Raw genomic sequence first — 17,440 nt, 5'->3', positions numbered from 1 at the left:
GTCAGCAACACATCGAAGATACCTTGCTCTCGGTTGCGTCGGGAGGAATGCCGGAGTTATCCACGCGGCATTGGGTTTTGCGCTTTGTTGTAAGGGTGCCAGTTGGTGATTTCAGGATAGTATTGGCGGCGCCAGGCGCGGACCTTTGGGTTCATGACACGCCGCCACAAAGGGGGGATCATCGCTGCGAACGTCATCACAGGATACCCATGCGGCAGTTGCGGTGCGGCGTCCTGAGTGTGGTGTTGCAGCAGTGGAAACCGCCGGTTTGGTTTGTAATGGTGGTCTGAATGGCGTTGCAGGTTGATCAGTAGCCAGTTGGACGCCATATGCGACGCGTTCCAGGAATGACGCGGATGGACATGTTCGTACTTTCCGTCGCCCAGATATTTGCGGGTCAAGCCGTAGTGTTCAACATAATTCACCAGCTCGAGCTGCCAGATTGCAGTGCCAGCTTGTATGAGAAACAACCCCAGGCCCGACCAGCCCCCGACGAACAGAGCCAGCAGCAGCATCACACCCTGTAGCGACCAATACCTCCAGAAGGGGTTGGAAAGATCGGTCCACGGGCGGTCTTTTCGGGCCAGTTTATCGCGCTCGGCCCGGAAGGAAGAAATCAGGCTTTGGCGCAGGACACGCGGGTAAAAGCGGTGAAACCCTTCGTTGTATCGCGCCGAAACCGGGTCGCGCGGGGTGCCGACATAGCGGTGGTGGACCAAAAGGTGTTCGGATCGAAAATGAGAATAGAGCACCATTGCCAGAAGGATATCGCCCAGCCAACGTTCCAGTCGCCCCATTTGGTGCATAAGTTCGTGGCTGTAATTGATCCCGACCGTACCCGAGATTACGCCCATCCCAAAAAATACGCCAACCTTCTCCAGCGGAGACAATGCGTCAGAACCGGTCACATACCAGATCAATCCAAAGAGCGTCAGGAATTGCACCGGAGCCCAGGCCTGTGTCAGCAGGATGTACCAGCGCAGCGCTGCGTCGGGCGTATCTGGGTCCGCGTTCTCAAGGTTTAGTCCGGTTAACCTGTCCAGTACCGCAAATGCCCACCAGGTCGAAAGCGGAACCAGCAGAATGTACCAGCCGCCTGAACAGGCAGCTACCCAGATCAGCGGGATCAGCAGGTAAGAAACCCAAAAGGGCAGGGCGGATTGCCAACGGGACAGAGTGCCTGGCGGGATCATCGTGAACCTCCAAAGAATTGCGGCCAACTAGCCACGTCCAATTGGAATGCACAATCGGGCTATTGGCCGCGCCAGAGGTCATGGGCTTTGCGCATTACAGTAGGCAGGTCTCCGGGGCGAAAGGAGTGTTTTTCCAATACCATCAGGTCCCCGATCTGGGCGTCTTCGGGTAGGTGGGCCGTCCAGATGTGCAGGACCAGGTGGAAATGTGTAAACGTGTGACGCACTTCGCCGGGCAAGGTTTGCCAGTCGGCCGGGAATGGAGGTGCCTCGGATGGGGTTTCGGACCATTCCGATCCTGGCCAACCCAGCATCCCGCCCAATAGGCCTTTGTCGGGGCGACGTTCCAGCAGCATTGCCCCGTCCGCCCGCTGGGCAATATAGACATGGCCGTAGCGCGTTGGTTTGGGCTGCTTTGGCGATTTGCGTGGCAGATCGGCCTGAGTTCCAGCGAATTGTGCTTGGCAAGGGGCACGTAAAACGCAGATACCACATGCCGGAGACTTGGGCGTACAGATCGTAGCCCCCAAATCCATGACAGCCTGAGCGTAATCCCCGGGGCGCGTCGCGGGCGTCAGGTTTGCGGCCTTTTCTTTGAGTTGAGGTTTTGACCCCGGCAGAGGGTCGTGGATGTCATAGAGCCGCGCCATGACCCGCTCAACATTTCCATCCAGAACCGTCTCGGGCCGATCAAAGGCAATGGCGGAAATCGCGGCGGCCGTATAAGGGCCAACGCCCGGCAGTTTCAGCAGCGCGTCATAGCTGTCGGGGAAATTACCGCCATGGTCCTGTGTTACAACGCGAGCGCATTTCAGCAGATTGCGGGCACGGGCGTAGTATCCCAGTCCGGCCCATTCACCCATGACCTGATCATCTGGTGCAGCGGCTAATGCCATTACGTCTGGCCAACGCGCCGTGAACCGCAGAAAGTAGTCGCGCACGGCAGCAACAGTGGTTTGTTGCAGCATCACCTCGGACAACCAGACGCTGTAGGGATCTGGCAGCACACCTGCCGCGCGATCCGCCGGACCAACACGCCATGGCATTTCCCGCGCGTGGCCGTCGTACCAGTCGAGCAAAGCGGCGCTCACGTCAAAATCACTCGAGTCACGCAAGTTTTATCTATCTCCCTGTCGGGTTTCGCTGGCGCCCGTTATTCTGCCCTTTACAATAGCGGCGCAGGAGTTGGAAACCAGATGCAGCGCAGACGTTCCTCGACCCGCGGGTTCAAACGCACCGCAACCTTGCTGAACGACCAAATTCGGCGTGCCGGCGAAAGCCGTGGGTTTGCCGTATCGCGTCTTCTGACCCATTGGGCCGAGATCGTGGGGCAAGACATCGCCACAATCGCCCGCCCGGTAAAGGTGGGCTATGGCAAGGGCGGGTTTGGCGCGACGTTGACTGTGCTGACGACCGGGCCGCAGGCTCCGATGCTGGAAATGCAAAAGGATCAGCTGCGCGATAAGGTCAATGCGGTTTATGGCTTCAATGCGATCAGCCGTGTACGCATCACCCAGACCGCTCCGACCGGATTTGCCGAGGGGCAGGCCAGTTTCGAACACAAGCCGAAACCAGCGAAACCCGAGATACCACCTGAAATTGTAGCCGAGGCAGACAATGTGTCGCGTGATGTCCTTGACGGAGATTTGCGCGCAGCTCTTGAACGTCTGGGCCGCAACGTTTTATCCAAGCAGAAACTCTGAGAAAGGGCTGAGTAATGAGCCGTATTGCAACCGTAATCTGTGCGGCTGTCGCCGTAGCCGCTGGCGGCTATTGGCTGACGCTGTCAAATTCCAACCCCGCCTATCCGCTGATTAGCAGCGCCGAGGCGCAAGAGGCTGACCTGGACACCTCGACCATCGTCGAAATGGTGCAGGGGGCCGAGGACGCGCCGGTCGAAATCATCGAGTACGCATCCTACACCTGCCCGCACTGCGCGAATTTCCACACGGGGCCGTTCAAGCAGCTGAAGGAAGAATTCATCGACACCGGCAAGGTTAAATTCACCTATCGTGAAGTCTATTTCGATCGCTATGGCCTGTGGGCGTCAATGGTGGCGCGTTGTGCCGGGCCCGAAAAGTTCTTTGGCATCACCGATCTGGTCTATGAAGGTCAGTCGGAATGGACCAAAGCAGGTGGCCCAGCCGAGATCGTGGATGAATTGCGCAAGCTCGGACGCCTGGCCGGTATCGACAACGACCAGCTGGACGCCTGTCTGCAGGACGGAACCCGCGCGCAGACGCTGGTTGCCTGGTATCAGGAAAACGCCGAGCGTGACGGGATTCAGGCGACTCCGTCGTTCATCGTCAACGGCAAGAAGGTTGAAAACCAGTCTTACGAAGATTTCAAAAAGCTGATCGAAGACGAACTCGGCAGCTGATAGCTTCTCTGGCCGGCCTCGTCGGGGCCAGCCGGCATCCCCGGATCAGGGGGACGGCGCGACCTGCGTAAGCATTTCGTTCACCCTGTCTTTTTCGTTCACGTTCAGACGAACCGGCAATGTGATCACCTTATGGCGAAACGTGGCGGGCAGGCGAACTGCGTCTTTTTCTGTGGTGACCAACTGTGCCTTCAGGATTTTGGCTTCATTCTCCAGACGAGTCATCAGGGCCGGAGTCAGTGGTTGGTGATCGTCCAGCGCCTCGGCTCGTAGCAACGTCGCACCTTCTGCGCGCAAGGTTTGAAAGAACTTTTCCGGATAGCCGATACCGGCAAAAGCCAGAACCGGAGTGTCGCTCCAGTCCATACCGGTTTGCAGAGGTCGGACTTCACCGGTCGCATGTGGGACGGTCAGGCAGTCGCTCCAGGTTTCGGCGAATCCGGTCTGAGCGTCAGCGTCACCCAGCGAAAGGACAAGGTCAGCCCGTTCAAGTCCTGCCGAAACAGGCTCACGCAAGGGGCCAGCGGGAAGGCACAGACCGTTTCCGAATCCGCGCGCCGCATCCACGACGAGAATCGAGAAATTCTTTGTGACCGAGGGATTTTGAAACCCGTCGTCCAGAACGATCACCGTAGCACCCTCTTTTGCCGCGGCCTGCGCTCCGGCAGCGCGGTCCTTGGCCACCCAGACTTCGGCAAAGGCCGCGAGCAATAGCGGTTCGTCTCCAACTTGCGCCGTGGTGTGAACCCGAGGGTCAACCTGTATAGGGCCTTCCAGCGATCCGCCGTGGCCGCGCGTGACCACATGCGGGCGATGCCAGTTGTCCCGCAATTGTTCCAAAACCCAGATCACGGTCGGGGTTTTCCCGGTGCCTCCGGCATTCAGGTTCCCTACGCAGATCACTGGTATTCCAGGCACGAAACCCTGTTCGGACGCAACGCGTCGCGCGGTGGCCGCTGCGTAGAGCCGACCCAAAGGTGCCAATAGCCGCGCCCGCAGATCAAGCTGATCAGGTTTTGTGTTCCAGAAGTCAGGTGCGCGCATCTTGGGCTCTCCGCTGGTCCAAAATGTCCAAGACCATGTCTACCATTTGATCGGTCTGTGTGGCGCCTTCAGTCACCACCTGCCATCCTGACAATGCCATATCAGCGCAGCGGTCCGGTGCGAGTACTTCAACAACCGCATCGCCCAATTCAGTGGCGGACCTAACGGTCAGTGCTGCACCCGCTTGATCGAGCTTGTCATAACTGTCCTTGTACCTGTGCACAAAGGGTCCATGGACGACTGCTGACCCCAATGCGGTTGAGGTTAAAGGATTGCGCCCGCCCGCGCCGCGTTCCAGCGAGCTGCCCATGAATGTCACGGACGACACGCGATGCCAAAGCCCCAGATCCTCAGCTTCGGCGGATAAGATCACCTGTGTGGTGTCCTCGATTGGCTGGCCGTCATCCCAATTCGCACACCGCAGGTCCATGGATTCGAGCCGTCGCTGCAACGGAGCAGCCTCGGCAAGGTCTGCAACATGCAAAACAAGCGCAAGGCGTGGCAGCATCCGCAGCGCCTGTCGGTGGGCGCTCAGGACCGAAATGAATTCCTTGTCCTTCACCCATGCCGCCAGCCAGACGGGTCGGCCTGCCAATGCGTGGTTGGTTTCAATAAGCTCGTCTTCGGGCCAGGGGCTAGGGGTTGAACTAATCCGCAGCGGGGGTGAGACAGTCACTTTGGTCGAGGTGACACCCAGACGCCTGATCTGGCGTGCGATCTCGTCATTCGGGGCCAATATCTGACGAAAGCAGTCCAGCGTATAGCGTGTTATGTCAGGCAACCAGCGTCCGCCGCGTGCAATTTTGGTATCCAGCCCGGCTTCAATCAGGATCAGGGGGATACCCCGTTCCTCTGCGCGCGTGATGACATTCGGCATCAAGCCACCACCAACCCAGATCCCCATGTCCGGGCACCAGTGTTCCAGAAATCCGCGTGCGGCTCCTGTCTGTTCCGCAGGCAGGCTGACCACTGGTGCAACGCTGTCATCCCATCTGGTCAGATCCGCGTCGGGCGGCGCCGTCAAAAGCAGGGACAGCCCTGGCCGCGCGGATAGTATTCGGCGGCAGACATCATCGACCACTCGCAGCCTGTCCTGAGAGTCGATGTGAACCCATAGAACTTCGCCATCCGGCCGCGGAGTCGCGACGGTCTTGCCATTTTGCTGGACCCCCCAGGACAATACCCGGTAAGCCGCGAGGCTGAGTGAACGTGGCTTGCTCATGCTGGGATTCCAGAGCCATTCGGGTCAAGCAAAGCTTGAACTTGCGCGTGCAGGGCGGGGCCGGCAGCAATTACTCCGTTAAGGCGGGGATGGGTGTTGTTGAACTGTAATGCCCGCCCCAAACGATCTGTACATAGCCCGCCAGCCTCGCGCAGGATTAGTTCACCCGCGGCAATGTCCCACTCCCAACTTGGGCGCAGGGTTAACATGCCGTCGAACCGACCTTGCGCGACTAATGCCATGCGATATGCCAGCGAGGGTCTATAAGCTTGTTTGAAGTCCGGAACGTTGCCCAGCTTCCAGTGCCTAGGGTCAAGGTTGGGTTTTGCAGCGAGGATTTCAGCGTTTTGCAACGAAGTGGGCGGCGAGGCGTGGATCCGTGCCCCGTTCAGCGTGGCACCCTGACCTTTGGCCGCCGCAAAAAGAAGATCGCGCATCGGCAGGTAAATGACGGCTGCGGTCACTTCTGCGTTCTCAGTGACAGCCAGAGAATGAGCCCAAGTCCGCGCGCCCTCGGCAAAGCTGCGGGTGCCGTCGATTGGGTCAATGATAAACACCTTGTCGCGGGAAAGCCGGTCAGGGGAATCCTCGGTCTCTTCGCTCAACCAGCCATAATCTGGGCGCGCGGCCTGAAGGTCGCGTTCCAGCATCGCGTTTACGGCCAGGTCGGCCTCGGTCACGGGCCCCGCGCCTTGGGGTTTGTCCCAGCGCTGTGCCTGAGGGCCCGAGTACCGGGTCGCGATCCTGCCCGACTCAAGCGCGGCTTCGATCAGTAGAGGCAGATCAGTTGCCGGCAAGTGTCATCCCTTCGATCAGGATCGAGGGCACCACGCGTGACAGATAAGTACGCGCGTCGTTGGCCGGGATGATCCGCATCAGCATGTCGCGCAAATTTCCTGCGATGGTGCATTCGTTAACCGGATGGCTGATTTCGCCGTTTTCGATCCAAAACCCCGAAGCCCCGCGTGAATAATCGCCGGTATTGGGGTTGATCGTAGATCCAATCATCGATGTCACAAGCAGCCCGGTGCCCATGTCGCGCATCAGGTCGTCGCGGCTGCGGTTTCCAGGCGTGAGACTCAGGTTCCAGTTGCTCGGGGACGGTGGGCCGGACACGCCGCGTGCCGCGTTTCCGGTTGAGGCCATGCCCAGTTTGCGTGCACTCGACAGATCCAGCGTCCACCCGGTCAGTATTCCGTTTTCGACAATCGCACGGCGGCGCGTCGGCAGGCCTTCAGCGTCAAACGGGCGCGAGCCGGAAATGCGCGGACGGTGGGGGTCTTCAATCAGCGACAGCTGCTCGGGCAACACCTGCTGGCCTAGCGAATCCTTGAGCCATGAGGCCCCGCGCGCAATCGCGGCACCGTTGCTGGCCGCCAGTAAATGCCCGATCAGTGAGGATGAGATGCGTTCGTCAAACAGAACCGGAAAACTGCCGGTCGCAGGCTTGCGCGCGCCAACTTGCCCAACCGCACGTTCTCCGGCGGTTCGGCCGATTTCGGTTGGGCTACGCAGGTCGGACTGAAAACTGCGGCTGTCGCCGTCATAGTCACGCTCCATCCCTGTACCTTCGCCCGAGATCGCCACGCAGGATGTAGATCGGCTGGTCCGCGCGTAGCCGCCCGAGAATCCGTTCGTTGCTGCAAGGTGGACGCGATGGGTGCCGTAAGCCGCCGCCGCGTCCGAAACCTGTGTCACACCGTTTACCGCCAGAGCAGCCGATTCAGCCTCTAACGCATCCTGCATCAGGGCCTCGGCGCTGGGTTCGGAGGTCGGATCGAACAGCTCCAGCGCCTCCATGTCCCAATCGGTGATCAACTGATCTGCGTCCGCGAGGCCGGTAAAGGGGTCTTCGGGCGCTTCATTGGCCATGGCAACCGCGCGTTCGGCCATTGCTCTTAGTGTTTCGGCGCTGCTGTCCGAGCTGGAGACGATTGCCTGCTTCTTGCCCAGAAATACGCGCAAACCCAGATCGGTTCCTTCGGCCCGTTCGGCATGCTCGAGCGCACCGCCACGTACATCGACGGAAACCGAAGACCCGTCGATCACGATGGCGTCCGCTGCCTCGGCCCCCGCGTTGCGGGCCGCGTCCAGCAGGTGATGGCTGATCTCTTCGGGTGTTCGGGTCATGTGGCCTCCGGTCTGGTTAATCTGGACCTAGCCCCGGACCGCCCGCGTCGCAAGACCCACGGCTCAAAAGCGTGCAGTGTCCGAGCGTCGCAATGGCGGGAATTGATTGGGAAAGGCCGCCAGGCCGCCTTTCCCAGCATTTTGATTACTTGATGCGCTGACCGTTGGCCACGATCTGCCCGTCTTCGGTGAATTCGATTTTTGAATTCAGCGTGTCCGGCTCTTCGCCGGGAACAGCCATCAGGCCCATCATCATCCGCGCGCCAAGGGCGTCGTTTTCAGACACAAGCCCCATTCCAATCAGCTTGTCGATCAGAGCGTTCGCGCCGACCAACTGCAGGTTTGCTTCGCCGGAAGGGGCGGGCATTCCGTCAAACGCTTCGGTGTTGGAGTTGTCGAAGGTGAAATCACCGTTCCCGGTCAGCTTCGCGCCCACCAACGAGACAATCAGCTCATTGATTTTCAGGGAATGCAGTTCACCGGGCGTGACATCGCCGGTTTCAAGCGTTTCAACCGATTCCGGGTCCATGAAATCGACCAATACCTTGGCGGTGCCGCTTGTATCCAGCGAAATGGTGGCGGGATCGCGAGGCAGTGCGCCCGCTGGATCGAAAATACTCCAAAGTACGTCGGACATGGTGAAATCGGTGAGGTTCATGGCGAAACCGAAAGGCTGGATTTCCTCGGACGCCTGAACCGGAAACTCGAATTTCAAACCGGCATTTTCCATGGCAATTTCAATCGGGAAAGGCAGATCAGCCGTGGTAACAGCGACTTTGGAGCTGTTTTGCTCGAGATCATAGACGATACGCTCGGCGTCTATGCTGCCAGCAAAGCGCCCGCCTTTCGAGTCGCTGCCCAATGAGAATGCTTCACCTTCCGCGGTGCCGGCCATTTCCGTATTGCCGGAACCATAGGTGAATATCCCTGACGCGGCAAAGCCTGCATCGTAAAAGCCCTGTACGTTCTCCAGATCGATTTCGGCCGGGATCAGGCTGTCGCCCTCAAAGGTCAACTGATCCAGGTTGCCCTTGACCCGGGCGGTGTCGTCGCTTTCAGGATCATCGAAGGCAACGTCGTACGTGATGTTGTCAGCTGTGAACTTCTGCGTGATGTTGCGATCTTCACCGATCTTCATCAGCGATGAGCCCGCCACGTTGCTAATCTTGAGGTTCAGGTCGAGAATATCTTTCGGGATGGTTTCGCCGTCAAACTCGATTGATGTCAGACCCAACCCCATGCTTGCGGCTGAGTAGTCATATGTCATTTCTTCCGGTGTGCCCGAAACGACCATGTCCAGCGCTTCATTGGTAAACAACAGCTCGGCCTTGAAGGGCTCGCCTTCTGTGTCTCCGGCAATCGTGATCGGATAGCTTTCGGGAAAGCCAATGCCAACAGTGCCATCGCCGTTTTCCGTCAATGTCATTTCTGGAATAACGACATTAATCTGCTCGTCAGTATCTGGTACCGCCAGTGACATGGTCATGTTCGAAATCGTGGTGATATTGCCCGATACGTTTTCGTCTCCGGAGACGGTGTAGCCCACGCCTGCCAGATAGGCCTTCCAATCGGCCCAGACATCATCGGCAGTCACATCGGCGAAAGCGCCATGGGCGACGACGGCATAAGCCATGGCTGCACCGCAGCTGCGGCGGAGGAAAACAGACATAAGAGAACCCTTCTCTATCAATTTTTCGGCATGGTCGTGTTTGTGGCCACCATCGTCAAGGGGCAAGGGGTGGACCAATTCCCCCTTTGCGCTGTACGACTTTACCTGATTTCAAACTAAAAGGATTAGATGGAGCGAATGAAAGGTAAAACCGTACTTATCACTGGCGCCAGTCGAGGGATCGGCGCTGAAGCGGGGCGCGTATTTGCCGCAGCAGGGGCCAATGTGGTGTTGGTGGCGCGCAGTAGCGACCAAATAGCATCATTGGCTGCAGCACTGGGGGAAAACGCCATGGCACTGGCCTGTGACGTCAGCGATTTTGCTCAGGTTGAACAGGTTGTTGCTGATTGCGTTGACCGGTTTGGTGGCCTTGACGTGTTGATCGGCAATGCAGGGGTGATCGATCCCATCTTCCATATGTCCAACGCCGATGTCGCTGCGTGGAGCACGGCGATCGACATAAACCTAAAGGGTATTTTCTACGGTATGCGCGCCGCGCTTCCCGTGATGCGTGCAGCCGGCGGCGGAACCGTGCTGACCATATCATCAGGGGCGGCGTCGAATCCAGTTGAGGCCTGGAGCCATTATTGCGCGTCGAAAGCCGGGGCCAAGATGCTGACCGAGTGCCTGCATCTGGAAGAAGCACATCACGGCATTCGAGCTATGGGGCTGTCTCCGGGCACGGTCGCCACGGACATGCAGCGTGTGATCAAGGCCAGCGGGATCAATCCCGTAAGCCAGCTGGATTGGGATGATCACATTCCGGCCGACTGGCCTGCGCGGGCGTTGCTTTGGATGTGTTCATCGGATGCCGACGAGTTTTTGGGGACGGAGATTTCTCTGCGGCGTGAGGACATTCGCCAAATAGTTGGCTTGACGTGATTGATTTGACGAAAGAGGGCGGCCTTTGGACGGTCACCCTCAATAACCCCGAAAAGGCGAACGCGCTGACCGGCGCGATGCTGACGGAATTGCTAGCGATTGCTGAGGCGGCCGTGGACGCCCGGGCGCTGATTCTGACGGGCACGGGCCGTGTTTTCAGCGCCGGGGCCGATCTGAACGAAGCCCGCGCGGGGCTTGCGATGTCGGACTTGTGGGAAACGCTGTCCGGTGCCATTGCTGCGCTGCCCTGTCTGACAGTAGCGGCGCTGAATGGAACGCTGGCCGGCGGAGCCAACGGGATGGTTCTGGCCTGCGACCTGCGGATTGCTGTGCCGTCCGCCAAAATCTTCTATCCCGTGATGAAACTGGGATTCCTTCCCCAACCCTCTGATCCCAAACGCATGTCTGCCTTGATTGGACCGTCACGAACCAAGTTAATCCTGATGGCCGGGCAAAAGATCACTGCTGCAGAAGCCTATGATTTTGGTTTGGTTGACCGTGTTGTTGAACCCGATGCGCTGATGCAGTCCGCCCGCGATCTCGTGGCCGACAGCCTCGGTGCCGAACCAGAGATTGCCGAGGGAATAGCGGACCTGTGTCGATGAGGATTTCTGCGCTGAAGCTGCGTGTGGCCGACCCGGAGGCTTTGGCCAAATTCTACCGTGACGCGTTGGGTATGACGGTCCGGGCCGAGGGCGACGCTTGCCGCGTTGGCTATCGGGGACAGGACTCAGACCTGTTGCTGGTGCCGGGTGGGGGCGGGTATTCGCAGGACAGAGGTCAGCGTTACTGGAAGATCGGAGTTACCCTACCAGATGTCGACGCGGCCGCGTCGTGTTTGCGCCGATTGGGTGTAGCAGTCAGCGCCCCGAAGCAGTTTCTGGATATCGGCTATATGTGCCATCTCAGCGATCCTGAAGGCTTTGCCATCGAACTGCTACAACATGATTTTGAGGGTAACCGGCCCGCTGATGTTTCATCACCCGAGGCCCCTTTCGCAAAAGCTTGTATTGGTCAGATCACACTGCGCACCGGTGACATCGCAGCTGAGGACGCGGCTTGCCGGTCGCTGGGAATGCGGTTGTTGTCCATGCAGGACGTGGCACCCTATGGGTTTGATCTGCATTTCTATGCGTTGACTGGGGAAACACCGCCGAACCCGGATTTGTGGGCGGTGGAAAACCGCGAGTGGCTATGGAAGCGCCCTTATACGACGCTGGAATTCCAGCACATTGCCGACGCTCAATTCGCCCCAGTGCCCGACTACCAGGGGATCGAGGTCGAGGGTTTGACTGATCCGATTTTCGCTGCCTGATCATCGCCCGCGCCGTTTGCCCGGTACTTTCGAGCGGAAACCGGGCGGGCGTTTGCGAACCCAGTTCAGGAACGTTTCAAGCCGGGGATGGGTGCGCAGGGCCTCGACCGTGTGGAAGCTGCGCGCCAATTCGGCTTCGGTCAGGGTCGCATGGATCTCTTTGTGGCAGATCTGATGTAACAGAACAGTCGGTCCGCCCTTGCCTCCTTTGAGTTTTGGGATCAGATGGTGCAGGCTGCCGCCCCCGTCGGGGATAGGCCGGTCACACAAGGGGCAGATTGGATCGCTGGTGGTCATCACGGCAGGGTTGCGCCGATGGGTGGATAACGCAAGGGGACATCAATGGCGCAGACAATGGTGATCGGATCAGGACCCGCCGGCTTGATGGCGGCTGAACAACTTGCCGCAGCCGGTCACGATGTTTTGGTAGCCGAAGCGAAACCGTCCGTTGCGCGCAAGTTCCTGATGGCCGGGAAATCAGGACTGAACCTGACCAAGGACGAGCCGTTGGATGCCATGATGGCCGCCTATGGAGAGGCTGCGGATTGGTTGCGCCCGATGATTTCCGATCTGGATTCGCAGGCCATTCAAGTCTGGGCACGCGCGCTTGGGCAGGATTTGTTCACCGGATCGACAGGGCGCGTATTTCCCAAAGCGATGAAGGCTTCACCCCTGTTGCGGTCTTGGCTTGCGCGGTTGGATCAACAGGGTGTGCAAGTCAAAACGCGCTGGAGATGGACCGGTTGGGACGGTTCGACCCTGACCTTTGAAACACCAGACGGTATACAGCGTGTAACAGCAGAAACAACGATCCTGGCTTTGGGCGGCGCCAGTTGGGCGCGTTTGGGCTCGGACGGAGCCTGGGCCGGGATATTGGAAGAAAAGGGTGTTTCTCTTGCGGCTTTTGCCCCGGCGAACTCGGCTCTGACTGTAAAATGGAGCCATCACATGCAGCCGCATTTCGGCGCAGCGCTCAAGTCCGTCAGCTGGTCCGCTGGTGAATTGGAAAGTCGCGGAGAAGCCGTGATCTCCTTAAAGGGTCTAGAGGGCGGCGGGCTGTATCCGCTGACCCCGGCTCTGCGATCAGGTGAGCCCCTATTCGCGGATCTGGTCCCGGACCTGACGCTAGAAACCTTGCAAGCACGCTTTGCGGCCAGGAAACCCAAGGCGTCACTGACGAGTTGGCTGAAAAGCGGATTACGTCTGTCGCCTCAGAAAATCGCTCTGTTTCATGAAATGACCAAAAGCTCGGCATTGCCGCAGCCGCCTCCTCAGGTTTTGAAGAAACTGCCAATTCACCACGCCGGTCTAAGGCCGATGGACGAGGCGATCTCGACTGCAGGAGGGGTAATGCGTGGCGCGTTGAACAGTGGATTGATGCTGACTGCGCTGCCCGGCGTATTTTGCGCCGGCGAAATGCTGGATTGGGAAGCTCCGACAGGGGGTTACTTGCTGACCGCATGTCTGGCCTCCGGTCGCTGGGCAGGGCGCGCCGCGGCGGAATGGTTGGACCAAAAAGGCGCCGGTTAACCGTTGCGCGCCAGCATGGCCAGCCGGATCATCGCCCGCTCGACCAGCGCCATGGCGGGTGCGGTTTGCCCAGCCGAGCGCAACGAAAGATCGGTATCCGTCAGGACCGTCAGGGCAGTCTGCAGCTTCGGTGCGCCCCAGCCTTGCGCCTGGCGCAGGATGCGATCGCGTCTCTTGCCATAAACCGGAGGACGTAGTTTCCCAATCCCCTGAGCGGCCCCGCCAGGGTGGGACGCGCATGCGTAGAGTGTGCGAAAATGGCGCGTTGCGCCAATACACAGGGTCACGCCGTTGGTGCCTTGCGCCTGCAACCGCCGGATAAGCGGTCCGATCTCGCCCGCGCGACCTTCTGCGACGACGTTCAGTACGTCATCCAGTGCAGCCTCGGTCGAACGCGGCGCGCAGGCTTCGATATCGTCAATGCCAAGCTCGGATGAGTCACCACGCTTATATAGCGACAGTTTCTCGATGGTCTGCGCAAAGTCTCCGGGGCTGAGGCTAACGGCCAGCTCGCTCAGCGCCGACATGGAATCGCGCGGGATATTCTGCAACCCGGTCTGTGTCAGAACTCGTTCAACTTCTGCGCGCGAAGGCGGGTCGTCATAGATGCCAACTGCGAAAGCATCAGGATGGCTTTCGAAGCCTTTGCGAATCTTGGAACTGGGTTTGAGCTGTCCGGCTGTCACGATGATCTGCGCATCGCCGGGTATCCAATCCTCTAGCGCCGCAAGAATTGCCGGGGCCGCAACATCGGTAGCATCTTCGACAAACACCGCGCGGGGACCGGGAAAAAATCCGACCGCTTTGACCGCGTCCAGCAATTGGGCCGGGTCACCGCGCAATTCGGCGCCGGGCATTCGCGTCAGTCGCATCTCTTCCTCGGCGCCCGGGCCAAGAAGAGCCGTCAGAACCTGCTGTCGCTTCAGCGCGACCCGCATTGCGTCGGCACCATAAATCAGCAGCCCGGTTTTGCTTGCGTCCGGCTTGGCGAAATACCCTTCGGCCTCGCGCGGGCTGAGTTTCATGAGGACAGGCCCGGTGCCGCGTAGAGTCGGGTAACAATCTGATCCGACAGTATGACCATCAGCCGTTCCTTGGCGGCGCGCTCGTCCGCAAGTGTCGAAACGGTCGAGCCTGCCGCTGAATACCCAACAAAATCAATCACATTGCCCGAGGTGACGACCTGGCCGGTCTCGTTCGACAAAAGGGAGTATCTGGCGCGCCCGTCGATCGTATAACGATTTGTCTCGTTCGATGTGGTGATCGCCGCTGCCCGCGTGACGGTCGAAACATTCACGTTCAGCTTATAATCGCTGCTGGATTCGGCGCTGCGACCCAGCCGATGCTCTAGATTTCGCACCAGCAGGAAGCTTTCGGTCGTGTTCGGCTCGGATACCGCGACCTTGCCAAACAAAGCAGAGCCCGAGCCGCCGGGGGCGTAAACCGGCTCAAAGCCGCAAGCAGCCAAAGCCAGCGGCATGAACAATAGGGTTCTGCGATCAAACGACGACATTTACGATCCGGCCCGGGACAACAATCACTTTCTTGGGCGCTACACCATCCAGCGCTCTTTGCACAGCTTCGGTGCTGAGCGCGATTTTTTCAACCTCGGCCTTGTCCAGATCCTTGGCCACGCTGATTTCCGCGCGACGCTTGCCGTTGATCTGAATTGGCAACGTGACGGTATCGTCGATCAGCATTGCCTCATCCGCGACCGGCCACGAGGCAACCGCCACCAAGCCTTCGCCGCCCTGATGTGCCCAGATATCCTCGGCCAGATGCGGTGTCATCGGTGACATCAGCTGCGCCAGTGTTTTGATCGCCTGCTTCTGGGCTGCGGCTCCTGCTTTGGATTTTGCCAGCGTATTGGTGAACGCATAGAGCTTTGCGATGGCCGCGTTGAAGCCAAAGCTTTCAACGCCGAGGGTCACGTCGCGGATTGTCTTGTGCATCTCGCGCAGTAAGTCCTGATCCCCTTCGCCTTTTGCGTCAGGGGCCATTGCACCGATTTTGTCGCAAAGGTTCCACACCCGGTTCAGGTGTTTGAACGCAGCCTCAGCCCCTGCGGCGGTCCATTCAACATCCCGCTCTGGCGGCGAATCGGACAGAACGAACCAGCGCGCAGTATCGGCGCCGAAGGCCGAGATGATGCTGACCGGATCGACCACGTTTTTCTTGGACTTCGACATTTTGGCCGAGGGGATGATCTCGACCGCTTCGCCGGTTGCCTTGAGTTTACCGTCTTCGACTTCTTCGGGCAGGTGATAGACCGGCCGGCCCTTGTTGTCGCGGGTCTGATAGATTTCATGCGTCACCATGCCTTGCGTGAACAGCGCATCGAAGGGCTCGATGGCTTTTTCCGGCAGGTGTCCGGTAATCTTCATCGCCCGTGCGAAGAAGCGAGAATAAAGCAGGTGCAGAATCGCATGCTCAATGCCGCCGATATACTGGTCGACATTCATCCAGTATTCGGCCTCGGCCAGATCTGTGGGCGTTTCCGCGTGTGGAGCAGTGAAACGGGCAAAATACCACGACGAATCGACGAATGTGTCCATCGTGTCGGTTTCACGCTTGGCCGGGGCGCCACAGGACGGGCAGGCGCAATCACGCCATGTCGGGTGACGATCCAGCGGGTTGCCCGGTTTGTCGAACGTGACATCGTCAGGCAAGCGGATCGGCAGGTTTTCTTTCTTTTCAGGTACTACGCCGCAAGAATCGCAATGCACAACGGGAATCGGACAGCCCCAGTAGCGTTGACGGGATAACCCCCAGTCGCGCAGGCGGTACTTGGTGACGCCTTCGCCCCAGCCCGCTTTTTCGGCAAAGTCGACCGTGGCGTCGATCGCCTCGTCGCCTGTGGCCTCGGTCAGACCGGCAAAATGATTCACCCAGCGGACGTTTTCGGTTTTTGGCGGGACAAAGGCGATCTTGTCGACCGGCGTGTCGTCATCCAGCGCAAAGAATGTATCGACCACGGGCAGGCCGTATTTGCGGCAGAAATCCAGGTCGCGTTGGTCGTGGGCCGGGCAAGCAAAGATCGCGCCGGTGCCGTAATCCATCAGGATGAAGTTGGCGATCCAGACCGGCAGTTCCCAATTCGGGTCCAGTGGGTGCTTGACCCGAATACCGGTGTCATATCCCAGCTTTTCAGCCGTTTCGATGGCTTCTTCCGTGGTGCCGCCTTTTCGGCATTCCGCAACGAATTCAGCTACTTCTGAGTTTTTAGCCTCAAGTTGCTTGGCAATCGGGTGGTCCGGTGAAATGCCAACAAACGATGCCCCCAACAGCGTATCCGGGCGGGTCGTATAAACGGTAATGGGCTCTTCGCCATCGGTGCGATCAAATGCAAACTGCAACCCGCGCGACTTGCCGATCCAGTTTTCCTGCATCAACCGCACTTTGGCCGGCCAGTTGTCCAATGTGTCCAGCGCGTCGAGCAATTCTTCGGAATAGTCCGAAATTTTAAAGAACCACTGGGTCAGCTCGCGGCGCTCGACCAACGCGCCCGAGCGCCAGCCGCGGCCGTTTTCCACCTGTTCGTTGGCCAGAACGGTCATGTCGACCGGGTCCCAGTTCACCACGGCGTTCTTGCGGTAAACCAGCCCGGACTCGAGCATATCCATGAACAACGCCTGCTGTTGGCCGTAGTATTCCGGGTCACAGGTGGCGAATTCACGAGACCAATCGATCGACAGGCCCAGCGGCTTCATCTGCCCACGCATGTCGGCGATATTGCCGTAGGTCCAGTCTTTGGGGTGGCCGCCTATGGCCATCGCGGCGTTTTCCGCCGGCATCCCGAACGCATCCCAGCCCATCGGGTGCAGCACGTTATGCCCGGTGGCCAGCTTGTGCCGCGCGATCACGTCGCCCATCGTATAGTTGCGCACATGCCCCATATGGATTCGGCCAGACGGGTAGGGGAACATCTCAAGCACGTAGTATTTCGGCTTGTCCGCCTTGTGGCTGGCAGTGAAAATCCCGGCCTTGTTCCAGGCTTCTTGCCATTTTGCTTCGATTTCGGTGGCCGAATAACGCGACATCCTGCGGTCCTTCGTAATGAAAACGCCGGGCATGA

The 17,440-nt window shown here is 59.0% G+C and carries 17 protein-coding genes; 6 read left to right on the top strand and 11 right to left on the bottom strand.

Going from position 1 to position 17,440, the window contains the following annotated elements; all coding sequences use genetic code 11:
* Positions 1 to 56: 56 nt before the first annotated feature.
* The gene (locus AC2TCY_RS18255; RefSeq protein ID WP_480849517.1) at positions 57 to 1,193 is read right to left on the bottom strand and encodes an alkane 1-monooxygenase; all 1,137 of its coding nucleotides are present in this window, start codon (positions 1,191 to 1,193) and stop codon (positions 57 to 59) included.
* A 59-nt stretch (positions 1,194 to 1,252) separates the two neighbouring features.
* The gene (gene mutY / locus AC2TCY_RS18250; protein WP_480849515.1) at positions 1,253 to 2,308 is read right to left on the bottom strand and encodes an A/G-specific adenine glycosylase; all 1,056 of its coding nucleotides are present in this window, start codon (positions 2,306 to 2,308) and stop codon (positions 1,253 to 1,255) included.
* Between the two features lie 81 nt (positions 2,309 to 2,389).
* On the opposite strand from mutY, the gene AC2TCY_RS18245 reads away from it, so the two are divergent.
* Both AC2TCY_RS18245 and AC2TCY_RS18240 read left to right on the top strand, forming a co-directional pair.
* Positions 2,390 to 2,896, top strand: coding sequence for a DUF721 domain-containing protein (locus tag AC2TCY_RS18245; protein WP_480849513.1), 507 nt, complete (start codon positions 2,390 to 2,392; stop codon positions 2,894 to 2,896).
* 14 nt (positions 2,897 to 2,910) lie between these two features.
* Positions 2,911 to 3,573 carry a DsbA family protein gene (locus tag AC2TCY_RS18240; protein ID WP_480849511.1) on the top strand — a complete coding sequence of 221 codons (663 nt, stop codon included), beginning with the start codon at positions 2,911 to 2,913 and terminating at the stop codon, positions 3,571 to 3,573.
* A gap of 45 nt (positions 3,574 to 3,618) precedes the next feature.
* Here AC2TCY_RS18240 and lpxK read toward each other — a convergent pair whose 3' ends face one another.
* From lpxK to AC2TCY_RS18215, 5 genes are all read right to left on the bottom strand, one after another.
* Entirely contained in the window at positions 3,619 to 4,617 is a 999-nt protein-coding gene (lpxK, locus tag AC2TCY_RS18235; RefSeq protein ID WP_480849509.1) for a tetraacyldisaccharide 4'-kinase, read from the bottom strand.
* Positions 4,604 to 5,839: a 3-deoxy-D-manno-octulosonic acid transferase gene (locus AC2TCY_RS18230; RefSeq protein ID WP_480849507.1), complete on the bottom strand. Its 1,236-nt coding sequence runs from the start codon at positions 5,837 to 5,839 to the stop codon at positions 4,604 to 4,606. The genes lpxK and AC2TCY_RS18230 overlap by 14 nt, the downstream gene beginning before the upstream one ends.
* On the bottom strand, positions 5,836 to 6,636 hold the full coding sequence (locus AC2TCY_RS18225) for an inositol monophosphatase family protein (protein ID WP_480849505.1): 801 nt from the start codon (positions 6,634 to 6,636) through the stop codon (positions 5,836 to 5,838). Before AC2TCY_RS18225 ends, AC2TCY_RS18230 begins: the two co-directional genes overlap by 4 nt.
* Complete coding sequence (locus tag AC2TCY_RS18220; protein ID WP_480849503.1) at positions 6,623 to 7,969, bottom strand: TldD/PmbA family protein; 1,347 nt, start codon at positions 7,967 to 7,969, stop codon at positions 6,623 to 6,625. The genes AC2TCY_RS18225 and AC2TCY_RS18220 overlap by 14 nt, the downstream gene beginning before the upstream one ends.
* A 145-nt stretch (positions 7,970 to 8,114) precedes the next feature.
* Positions 8,115 to 9,638, bottom strand: coding sequence for a DUF2125 domain-containing protein (locus tag AC2TCY_RS18215; protein WP_480849501.1), 1,524 nt, complete (start codon positions 9,636 to 9,638; stop codon positions 8,115 to 8,117).
* A 129-nt stretch (positions 9,639 to 9,767) separates the two neighbouring features.
* Here AC2TCY_RS18215 and AC2TCY_RS18210 point away from each other — a divergent pair, with 129 nt between their 5' ends.
* From AC2TCY_RS18210 to AC2TCY_RS18200, 3 genes are read left to right on the top strand one after another with little or no spacing between them, the layout of a single operon-like run.
* Positions 9,768 to 10,520, top strand: a complete 753-nt coding sequence (locus tag AC2TCY_RS18210) for an SDR family oxidoreductase (protein WP_480849500.1) — start codon at positions 9,768 to 9,770, stop codon at positions 10,518 to 10,520.
* On the top strand, positions 10,517 to 11,125 hold the full coding sequence (locus tag AC2TCY_RS18205) for an enoyl-CoA hydratase/isomerase family protein (protein ID WP_480849499.1): 609 nt from the start codon (positions 10,517 to 10,519) through the stop codon (positions 11,123 to 11,125). Before AC2TCY_RS18210 ends, AC2TCY_RS18205 begins: the two co-directional genes overlap by 4 nt.
* Positions 11,122 to 11,835: a VOC family protein gene (locus AC2TCY_RS18200; protein ID WP_480849498.1), complete on the top strand. Its 714-nt coding sequence runs from the start codon at positions 11,122 to 11,124 to the stop codon at positions 11,833 to 11,835. The genes AC2TCY_RS18205 and AC2TCY_RS18200 overlap by 4 nt, the downstream gene beginning before the upstream one ends.
* Here the strand turns inward: AC2TCY_RS18200 and AC2TCY_RS18195 are convergent, their stop codons facing one another.
* Positions 11,836 to 12,132 carry an HNH endonuclease gene (locus tag AC2TCY_RS18195; RefSeq protein ID WP_480849497.1) on the bottom strand — a complete coding sequence of 99 codons (297 nt, stop codon included), beginning with the start codon at positions 12,130 to 12,132 and terminating at the stop codon, positions 11,836 to 11,838. It lies immediately after the preceding gene.
* 45 nt (positions 12,133 to 12,177) lie between these two features.
* Here AC2TCY_RS18195 and AC2TCY_RS18190 point away from each other — a divergent pair, with 45 nt between their 5' ends.
* Positions 12,178 to 13,365 carry a TIGR03862 family flavoprotein gene (locus AC2TCY_RS18190; RefSeq protein ID WP_480849496.1) on the top strand — a complete coding sequence of 396 codons (1,188 nt, stop codon included), beginning with the start codon at positions 12,178 to 12,180 and terminating at the stop codon, positions 13,363 to 13,365.
* Here the strand turns inward: AC2TCY_RS18190 and holA are convergent.
* The 3 genes from holA to leuS are packed head-to-tail and all read right to left on the bottom strand — an operon-like array spanning position 13,362 to position 17,405.
* Entirely contained in the window at positions 13,362 to 14,390 is a 1,029-nt protein-coding gene (gene holA, locus AC2TCY_RS18185) for a DNA polymerase III subunit delta (protein WP_480849495.1), read from the bottom strand. The two genes, AC2TCY_RS18190 and holA, sit on opposite strands and share 4 nt — an antisense overlap.
* Complete coding sequence (lptE, locus tag AC2TCY_RS18180; protein ID WP_480849494.1) at positions 14,387 to 14,878, bottom strand: LPS assembly lipoprotein LptE; 492 nt, start codon at positions 14,876 to 14,878, stop codon at positions 14,387 to 14,389. Before lptE ends, holA begins: the two co-directional genes overlap by 4 nt.
* The gene (gene leuS / locus AC2TCY_RS18175) at positions 14,865 to 17,405 is read right to left on the bottom strand and encodes a leucine--tRNA ligase (RefSeq protein WP_480849493.1); all 2,541 of its coding nucleotides are present in this window, start codon (positions 17,403 to 17,405) and stop codon (positions 14,865 to 14,867) included. Before leuS ends, lptE begins: the two co-directional genes overlap by 14 nt.
* Between the last annotated feature and the right edge of the window lie 35 nt (positions 17,406 to 17,440).

Source organism: Ruegeria sp. HKCCD7181, assembly GCF_057221055.1.
This window is presented reverse-complemented; position numbering and strand designations above follow the sequence as displayed.